Origin of the sequence: Candidatus Burkholderia verschuerenii (genome assembly GCF_001189365.1) — a bacterium.
GTDB lineage: Bacteria > Pseudomonadota > Gammaproteobacteria > Burkholderiales > Burkholderiaceae > Caballeronia > Caballeronia verschuerenii.
On the sequence record NZ_LFJJ01000338.1, the window covers coordinates 1 to 2106 of the forward strand.

Annotated in this window: 1 protein-coding gene and 1 pseudogene; both read left to right on the forward strand. The window is 59.1% G+C overall.

What is annotated here, in order from left to right; genetic code table 11:
* The first annotated feature begins 281 nt into the window (after positions 1-281).
* Positions 282-1538 (forward strand): annotated as a pseudogene (locus tag BVER_RS28675) (alanine/glycine:cation symporter family protein).
* A 15-nt stretch (positions 1539-1553) separates the two neighbouring features.
* Positions 1554-1823 carry a hypothetical protein gene (locus BVER_RS34895; protein ID WP_232316907.1) on the forward strand — a complete coding sequence of 90 codons (270 nt, stop codon included), beginning with the start codon at positions 1554-1556 and terminating at the stop codon, positions 1821-1823.
* Positions 1824-2106: the final 283 nt, after the last annotated feature.

The window sequence follows — 2106 nt, forward strand, 5'->3', positions numbered from 1 at the left end:
TCCGTTCGCTGGGCCTGCCGTCGGTCGGTCCAGCGCCGATCAACTGATCCGAACCGCCGTGTACGGACCCGTACGCACGGTGGTGTGGGAGGGGTCGGGCCGCGAGGCCTGCCCCTATCCCGATCGAATTCGACGTTCTGCATCAGGCACGTTGCAGTAAAAGGAAGGTCCGCGTGGAGAATCTTTTCCGAACCGTGAATGCGTTGTTCGCGTTCATTGCGCCCGTCTCCGATTTTCTCTGGGACTTTCCGACCAACTTCAAGGCGTACTCGCAGATTCCCGTGCTCGGGCAGTTTCCGTTCGCCATTCTCTTGCTGGTTGGCGTCGGCATTCACTTTTCGATTCGCACGCGCTTCGTGCAGACGATGAACCCGCGCAAGATCGTGCGCATCATGCTGCGGCGGCAATCGTCGGGGACGGGCATATCGGCGATCGCGTCGTTCATGCTCGGACTCGCGATGCGCGCGGGACCGGGCAATATCGTCAGCATCACGGGCGCGATTTCCGTCGGCGGGCCGGGCGCGCTGTTCTGGATGTGGGTCGCCGCGTTCTTCGGCATGGCGACGGCCTTCATGGAATCGACGCTCGCGCAGCTCTTCAAGGAAAAGAAGCACGACGAATTCGTCGACGGCCTGCCGTTTTACGGACGGCGCATTCTCGGCGACCGGCGCGGCGTCGGCACGTTTTTGTCGCTGGTATTTATCGTCTACGCGCTGTTCAACGTGCCTCCGCAAACGTTTAACGTTTTCACCGCGATGGGCACGATCGCCGCCGTGACGGGCGAACATCTCGCGCGGCAATCGACGGTGTATTACTGCATCGCGGTCGGACTGGTGGTGGCGTGCTCGTTCATCATCATGGGCGGCATCCGGCGCGTGACGGCTTACACCGATGTGCTCGTGCCGATCAAGGCGGCGCTGTTCTGCCTGATGTCGCTGGTGATCATCGCGATCAATTTGCCGTTGATTCCGTACTTCTTTCACGAGGTGATCGTCGGGGCGTTCGCGCCGCATACGCTGTTCGGCAGCGCGATCGGCACGCCGCTGGCGCAGGGCGTGAAGCGCGGACTGATGTCGAACGAAGCGGGGTAGGGCACGATCACGATGGCGGCCGCGATCGCCGACAACGATCATCCTTGCGAGCAGGGCTTCGTGCAGAGCCTGGGCGTATTTTTCGACACGATGGTCATCTGCACGATGACGGGCTTTATCGTCGTGATGGCGCATGTGTGGACCGGCACGGTCGATGGTCAGGCCTGGGAGTCGGTGCGGGCTTCGAAGATCACGGTTTATCTGGCTTCGGTGCAGGCGTTGGTGCCGGTTTCGGTCGCGCATGTCGTGAAGATCGTGATGTGCGTTTGCTACGGACTTTTTGCCTTCACCACGCTGCTCGGGATGATTTCGTTTGCCGAGATTTCGGCTAATTTCATTTCTCGTAGTCGGGGTTTTATTGGCGGGATTCGGGTGCTCGGGTCTTTGGTGTTTGTGCCTTTTGGTGCTTTGACCGTGCTTGCGGAGCTCGAATTGCCCAACCTCTGAGCGCTTTCCGATCTTATGAATATCGTGATGGTCTTGCTTAATGTGCCGATTGTGCTTGTCGGGCAGAAGCTTGTTTATCGGGCGCAGGAGGATTATCGGACGCGGCGTATCGGGCGGTTTGTTTCTGAGGAGATTGGGGTTCGGACGGAGTACTGGACGGGGGATGCTCCTTCGTCGGGCGATTTTGGGGAAGTAATCGGTTTTGGTTTTTTTGTCGCGCTTTTTTATTCAGTAACCGCCTTCCCGGCGGAGGGGTTACTTTCTTTGCGGCGGCAAAGAAAGTAACCAAAGAAAGCCGCTTGTCCGATCCTAAGCACCTTCTTGGCCGGCCCCGGCACAGAACTAGAGACTTGGCACAGCAATAGCGAGTGTCTTTACGGGGTGATCGCGTGCTGGTTCCCATGCGATTAACGCTTTCTCGCCCACCTTGGTAACGGTCCCTTTCAGTTGTGTGCGTCAAGTTGTGCAGAAATCGGATGCCGGTGGTTTCAGTTGATCCTTCTGTGCGACGTGCGGCGCGAAGGGCGTAGCCCGCAGCGCCGAACGCCGCGCGGCCGCTATGCAGCAG